At 68.2% G+C, this 6741-nt stretch carries 4 protein-coding genes; 1 reads left to right on the top strand and 3 read right to left on the bottom strand.

The annotated features are described in order from the left end of the window. From E0W80_RS16235 to E0W80_RS16225, 3 genes are all read right to left on the bottom strand, one after another. A partial coding sequence (locus E0W80_RS16235; RefSeq protein WP_131494060.1) for an acyl-CoA dehydrogenase occupies positions 1-2063 on the bottom strand: 2063 nt, incomplete at its 3' end. 196 nt (positions 2064-2259) lie between these two features. Next, positions 2260-4017, bottom strand: a complete 1758-nt coding sequence (locus tag E0W80_RS16230) for a glycoside hydrolase family 3 N-terminal domain-containing protein (RefSeq protein WP_131494058.1) — start codon at positions 4015-4017, stop codon at positions 2260-2262. 2 nt (positions 4018-4019) lie between these two features. Then, positions 4020-5318: an MFS transporter gene (locus E0W80_RS16225; RefSeq protein ID WP_131494056.1), complete on the bottom strand. Its 1299-nt coding sequence runs from the start codon at positions 5316-5318 to the stop codon at positions 4020-4022. A 135-nt stretch (positions 5319-5453) separates the two neighbouring features. Between E0W80_RS16225 and E0W80_RS16220 the strand changes: the two genes are divergently transcribed. Next, positions 5454-6731 carry a TetR/AcrR family transcriptional regulator gene (locus tag E0W80_RS16220; protein WP_131494054.1) on the top strand — a complete coding sequence of 426 codons (1278 nt, stop codon included), beginning with the start codon at positions 5454-5456 and terminating at the stop codon, positions 6729-6731. Positions 6732-6741: the final 10 nt, after the last annotated feature.

Below are 6741 nucleotides of genomic sequence, written 5' to 3'. Positions count from 1 at the left end.
CAGTGCTTCTTCTTCAGGGCCTTCTCCTGGATGGGAGCCTGCCCGGTCGCCGCGAGGTCGGCGTAGTACGCACGCGCCTCGTCCTGACGCTGCTTCTCGATGCCGCTCGCGATCGGTGCACGCACATGCTCCGGCTCATAGCCGAAGGCGTTGACCAAGTCGAGGGCGTACGGGCGCAGCCGCGCGCACAGACGGTCGATGTAGCTCGACACGGCCGCTGCGCGCTGGGTCGACAAGCGTCCGTTGATCAGGTGCCAGGCGAGGTGCTTCTCGATGAGCTGCAGCCCGAAGAGGTCACGCAGCCACGTGAGGACCTTCTTCGTGTCGGGGTCGTCCATCTGATGCACGGCGTCGGTGAACGCCTCCCACTGCAACAGCTCTCCGTGCGCACGAGCGGCTTCGATGAGTTCCGCCTGGTTCTCGTTGAACAGACGCGCACCGAGCACCTTGTCCTTCGCCCCCGGACGCAGCCGAGCCGCGATGTCGGCGACCATCTGCTGCACGCGCCCGGCGAGCAGGTCGTGCTGCTGCTCCTCGCGCAGCCCCCGCTCGACCGAGCGACTCACCTGACCGAAGTCGGAGACGGCCTGTCCGAGCTGACGGAGCCCCGCGCCGTGGAACACCTTGCCCGCGGTCATTCCGACGGCGAACTTGGCCAGCGCCGCCGCGTCCTTGCCCTGGAACTGCTTGGCGTAATCGGTGAGCAGGCGCTTGCCGACCAGCTGCAGGAGGACGTTGTTGTCGCCCTCGAACGTGACGTAGATGTCGAGGTCCTGGCGAAGGCCGACCAGACGGTTCTCGAACATGAAGCCGGCCCCACCGGTGGCTTCGCGGGCCTCCTGCAAGGTGTCGAGCGCATGCCAGGTCGAGAGCGGCTTGAGGGCGGCCGCGAGCGTCTCGAGGTCCTCCCGGTCGGCGGGCGTGTCGGTGCGGCCGGAGAACACGCCGTCGAACTTCTGCAGGAACTCGTCGTGCGCGAAGATCTGCGCGTAGGTGGTCGCCAGGCGCGGGAGCAGACGGCGCTGGTGCTTGCCGTAGTCCATCAGCACGACTTCCTGGCCGTCCGCTCCGTCGAACTGACGACGCTGCGTGGCGTAGGTGATCGCGATGTGCAGGCCGAGCGCCGATGCCCAGGAGGCCGCGCCGTCGAGGGACACGCGCCCCTGGACGAGCGTGCCGAGCATCGTGAAGAAGCGGCGGCCGGGACTGTCGATCGCGCTGGAGTACGTCCCGTCGGCGGCGACGTCGCCATAGCGGTTCAAGAGGTTGGTGCGCGGGATGCGCACGTGGTCGAACGACAGTCGTCCGTTGTCGATGCCGTTGAGGCCCCCCTTGAGCCCGTCGTCCTCGCGACCGATACCGGGGAGATCGTTGCCGTCCTCCCCGCGCAGTGGCACGTAGAAGCAGTGCACACCGTGGTTGACACCGTTCGTGATGAGCTGAGCGAACACGGTCGCCGCGACGCCATGCAGTGCGGCGTTGCCCAGGTACTCCTTCGTCGCGCCCCGGAAGGGGGTGTTGATGACGAACTCCTCGGTCTCCGGGTCGTACGTCGCGGTCGTGCCGACGGCGGCGACGTCGGAGCCGTGTCCGATCTCCGTCATCGCGAAGGCACCGGGGATCGACAGGTCCATCACGCCGGGGAGCCACTTCTCGTGGTGCTCCTTCGTCCCCAACTGGAGGATCGCGGAGCCGAAGAGTCCCCACTGCACACCGGACTTGATCTGCAGACTCGGGTCGGCGACCACGAGCTCCTCGAAGCCGGCGATGTTGGCGCCGTTGTTCTCCTCACCGCCGAGCGACTTGGGGAACGCACGGTGCACCGCCTTGTTCTCGACCAGCAGGTGCAGCTGGCTGAGCACGCGCTCGCGGTGCTCGTCCTTGCCGAGCTCGTCCTTGCGCCAGAACGCCGAATCCTTGATCATCTCGCGCGCCTGGCGGCGGACGTCACCCCACGTGCCCATCAGGGCATCGTTCACTCGGGCGACGTCGATCTGCGGCGGGGCCGCGATCTCGTGTGATTCATCGGGTGTCGTCGAAGGACGGACGGCAGCGTCGACCATGGGGTTCCTCCAGGAAAGTAGGGAGAACACCATGGTAGGTCTGCGACAAACGTCGAGGAACTCCTCTGTAAGCATCCTCCAACGCGTCGCCGGGATGCCCCCGCCGCCGGTTGTCGCCTCGCGACAGGAACGGCCGAGCCGCCCTCCTGCCCACGACTCCGAGAGGGTCGCCGGCGGGAGGACGGCTCGAGAGCGACTACAGCGAGAGACCGTGGCCGAAGCGGAAGAGGGGATCCGCGGTGTCGAACGGGACATCGGGGCGGGAGGCTTCGACAGCGGCCATCGAGCGCGGCAGATCGAACGGCAGTCTGCCGTGCGCCTCGACCGCACCGCTCAGCACGTCGAGCAATGCGGCGCCGGACGCGCCCCAGTTGACGGTCACCGCAGCAGCCACCTCGGCGATGGGGGTGAGGATCGGCGGACGGTCGGCCAGCACGTCGACGATGGTCGGGACCGCGTGTGCAACCTCACGGACGTGGGCGGCGAGCTCGGCGGGGAACTCCAGGGATCCCGCGTGGAAGAAGTTCTCGAACATCGTCGCGCGCTCTTCGAACGGCGCCTGCAGGCGGATGATCGCGAGGTCGGCCTCGGCAGGAGTGTCGACGACCTCGCCGAAGGCGGCCGCCACGTCCGCATCGATGCCCTCGAGGTAGAGCTTCGTTCCGCTCGCGAACGGCAGCGCACCGTCGTTGGACAGGACGGTGATCGAGGCGCGTTGCGCGTCCTCCCCCGCGGCGCGGAAGTCCGCGCGTCCGACGATCTCGTCGGCGGCGTCCTCATCCACGAAGGGGTTCTCGAAGAGACCGAGCTCGAACTTCTCCCGCAGGATCCGCCGCGCCGAGACGTCGAGTCGCTCTTCCGTGATCTCGCCGTCGGCGACGAGCTCGAGCAGCAGCTCCGGGTTCGCCTCGCCGCCGAACTGGTCGGCACCGGCATCCAGCACCTTCTTCATGCGCTCGCGAGGCGTGAGGTGTTCGACTCCCCAGGCGCGGGCGGAGAAGGGCTGTCCGAAGATCTCGGAGTCGCTGATCAGCCCCCAGTCGGTGCAGACCACCCCGTCGAACCCGTAGCGCTCCCGCAGCAACCCGGTGATGACCGACTTGTTGAAGCCGAAGCCGACCTCTTCATACTCGGTACCGACGGGCATGCCGTAGTACGGCATCATCTGGCGCGTGCCGGCGGCGAGCGCATCCTCGAAGGGCTTCAGGTGCAGCTCGAACTCTCCGCCGGGGTACACCTGCTCGCGCCCGTAGGAGAAGTGCGGGTCCTCGCCGTCCTTCTGCGGACCGCCGCCCGGGAAGTGCTTCGTCATGGTCGACACGGATCCGGGTCCGAACGAGGCGCCCTGGAAGCCGCGGATGTACGCGGCCCCGAGCCTACCGGAGAGTTCCGCATCCTCTCCGAAGGTCGCCGTCTGCCGGGCCCAGCGCGGTTCGGTCGCGAGGTCGACCTGAGGGTGCAGCGCCACGCGGAGGCCGACCGCGGTGTACTCCTGTCGGGCGATGTCGGCGAATCGCTCCACGAGCGCCTCATCCCGCGTCGCGGCGAGCCCGAGCGTCTCGGGCCACTGGGAGAAGGGACCTGCGAGGATCGACGCCCCGGGGTTCTCACTGAACGAGTGGCGGGGGTCGGTCGACAGGGTGACCGGGATGCCGAGACCCGTGGATGCCGCGAGACGCTGCAGGGAGTTGTGCCAGGCCGCGATCTCGCGGCCTGTCGGTGCAGCCCCCAGCAGGTTGAAGTGGGTCATCCGCTTGCCCTCGAGGAACTCACGGGCCGAGGGCGTCGCGAACGTGGGGTCGGACTCCTCGAGATCGCCGATCGCGATCATCGTGTGGAAGAGGAGGCCGGCCTTCTCCTCGATCGACATGGCATCCAGCAGCAGCTGCACGCGCTCGTCGACCGGGAGAGCGGCATCGAGCCAGGGACGGACGGTGGTGGCGGTATCGGTCATGGTCACTTGACTCCCTTGATGCGGTAGACGAGGAGGGCACCGGCCAGCGCGACGAGCGCACCGAACAGATACCAGGCCGTGTAGCCGCCGAGCGGCGTGGCGGCGCCGAGCGCGATGATGGCCGGGGCGATGGCCGGCGCGATCGACTGCGGCAGCGCGTTGGCGATGTTGAGCACCCCGAGGTCCTTGGCGGTGTCGGCGGGGTCGGGCAGCACCTCGGTGGCGAGGGCGAGGTCGACCGAGAGGAACGAGCCCGCACCGAGCCCGATGATCGCCTGCGCGACGACGACCGTGGTGACGTCCGGAGCAACGGCCAGGATGACGAGACCGACCACCATGATCACACCGGCGACCGCGACGAACGGACGCCGCTTGCCGATCTTGTCGGAGAGGAAGCCACCGAGCGGCGAGGAGATCGCCATCGCCGCCATCGAGGCGAGGTTGGCCAAGAGGATCGTTCCGACCGCGCCCTGCTCGTCGAGGCCGAACTTGGTGATCAGGTACAGCGGAAGGTAGGTGGCGATGCCCGCGTAGCCGAACATCACGAAGAACTTGGTCAGCCACGTCCAGCCGAAGTCCGGGTGCTTGCGCGGATTGAAGACGAAGGAACCGAAGAAGGTGCCGACCGTGAAGCGCTCCGCCGGCTTCTCTGTGAGTCGACGGTCCTGGAGGACGAGGACGAACACGATCACCAGGATCAGCGCGATCACAGCGGGCACGACGAAGCGTTCGAAGTCACCGGGGAGGAAGTTGACGATGAAGCTCCCGGCGAGGATGCCGATGGGGGTGGTGATACCGATGATGCCGGACACCTTGCCGCGGCTCGAGACGGGCACCTGGTCGGGCAAGGTGGCGTTGGCTGCGGCGAGCACCGCGTTCATCGACGCCTGCACGAGGCACCAGGCGAGCAGGACCATCCACACGGAGGTGGCGACGCCGATGATCAGGAATCCGCCGAGGCCGACGATCGCGCCACCGAGGATCCACGGGCGACGCATGCCCCAACGCGAAGTGGTCCGGTCGGAGAGCCGACCCACCAGCGGGTTCGCCACGAGCGCGAACGCTGCGCCGATGCTCATCACGAGCCCCAGGCTCGCCTCCGTGCTGACCGGATCGATGTGCTGGATCTTGAACGCCATCGACACCATGACCGGCGTGAGAAGCGCGAGGTACACGCCGAAGTTCACGGCGGCGAGGCCGGGCGCGTAGCCGCGCGGCGTCTTCGACGGCGTCGTTCCGGGCGCTTTGAACCCGGTGGTGCCGACCGCAGCCGCGTTCGCGGCGGATGACAACTCTGTCATGACAGTCCTTTCGAATCTCCGCACGTCTTCGGGCGATGCGGCTCTCCGAAGAAGATACACGAATCCAGACCGATTGGTAAGTGAATACCGACCGGTTGGTAATGAGCGAGGATAGAGAGCGGAGAGGAGGATGCGATGACCACGACCGCACCGACGGGCTCGCGGCACGCCCGTGCCGCCGCCACACGGGAGCGCATCCTCGCTGCCGCCCACGATCTGTTCATCTCCCGCGGCTATCGGTCGACCTCCCTGCGCGACATCGCCGCCGCCGCCTCGGTCAGCCACCCCGGGCTGCTCGGGCACTTCGGCTCGAAGGACGACCTCCTCGCCGAGGTCGTCGGCGCACTCGAGGCCGACAACGAGACGGTCTTCGCGGAGATCGCCGCCGCCTCCGAACCCGGCGACCTCGTCTTCACCCGACTCGCCGAGCGGAACGCCCACACCGAGGGATACCTCGAGCTCTTCGCCGCGCTCACCGGCGAGGCATCATCGCCTGGGCACCCGGCGCACGAGCGGATGCGGGAGCGCTATGCGCGGTTGCGCGAACTCAGCGTCGATGTCCTGGAGGACGCCAAGCACCTCGGCGTGGTCGCCGCCGACCGCGATGTCGACGGTGAGATCGTGCGGCACACCGCCGGCTGGGACGGCTTGCAGCTGCTCTCGCAGTACCTGCCCGACCGGGTCGACGTGGTCGAGGAGCTCGAGGAGCAGGAGAACCTGTGGGCCTTGCCGGTCGGCTGGCGCGACCCCGACGACGCGCCCGGCTCCGGCACCGGAACTTCCCGGACCCTCCCCGAACTCCGCACCGGCACCCTGGCGAACACCGATCCGGGGTACGCGGTCGGCCGCCGCCGCCGGGCGCAGATCGTCGCCGACGCGATGCGCCTGTTCTCGCGCGACGGCTATGGCGACACCAGCCTGCAGGACATCGCCACCGCCGTCGGCGTCTCCAAATCGACGCTGCTGCACCACTACCCCTCGAAAGAGCTGCTCCTCAGCGCCGTCCTCGCCGAACGCGACAAGGCGATCAGCGCGACCACGGAACTCTCCGAAGTCGGTTCGGCCGGCGCGCTGCTGCGAGGCATCCCGGACGGCGCGAGGGTCAACGCACGCAACGAACCCGGCCTGATCGAGGTGTACGCGGTCCTGTCCTGCGAAGCCGTCCCCGCGACCCATCCGGCACACGACTACTTCGCCTCGCGGTTCACGAACGCCCTGGACCACTTCACCGAGCTCTTCCGCATGGCTCAGGAAGACGGCGACCTCCCGGCACACCGCGACCCCGCACACGAGGCCACCTGGCTCATCGCGATGTGGGACGGCCTGCAGTATCAGTGGCTCTACGACCGGAGTGCGGTCGACATCGCCGAACAGCTGCGAGCCCACCTCGCCGACGTGCTGCCCGCGCGCTGACGGACAGGAC

This window comes from Microbacterium sp. PI-1, from assembly GCF_004337555.1.
Taxonomy (GTDB): Bacteria; Actinomycetota; Actinomycetes; order Actinomycetales; family Microbacteriaceae; genus Microbacterium; species Microbacterium aurugineum.
Note: the sequence above shows the minus strand (reverse complement) of the source record. Positions and strands in the feature narration are given on the sequence as shown.

Coding starts and splice junctions, on each gene's coding strand:
- E0W80_RS16225 (WP_131494056.1), bottom strand. CDS start 5,318: ATGACAGAGTTGTCATCCGCCGCGAACGCGGCTGCGGTCGGCACCACC.
- E0W80_RS16230 (WP_131494058.1), bottom strand. CDS start 4,017: ATGACCGATACCGCCACCACCGTCCGTCCCTGGCTCGATGCCGCTCTC.
- E0W80_RS16220 (WP_131494054.1), top strand. CDS start 5,454: ATGACCACGACCGCACCGACGGGCTCGCGGCACGCCCGTGCCGCCGCC.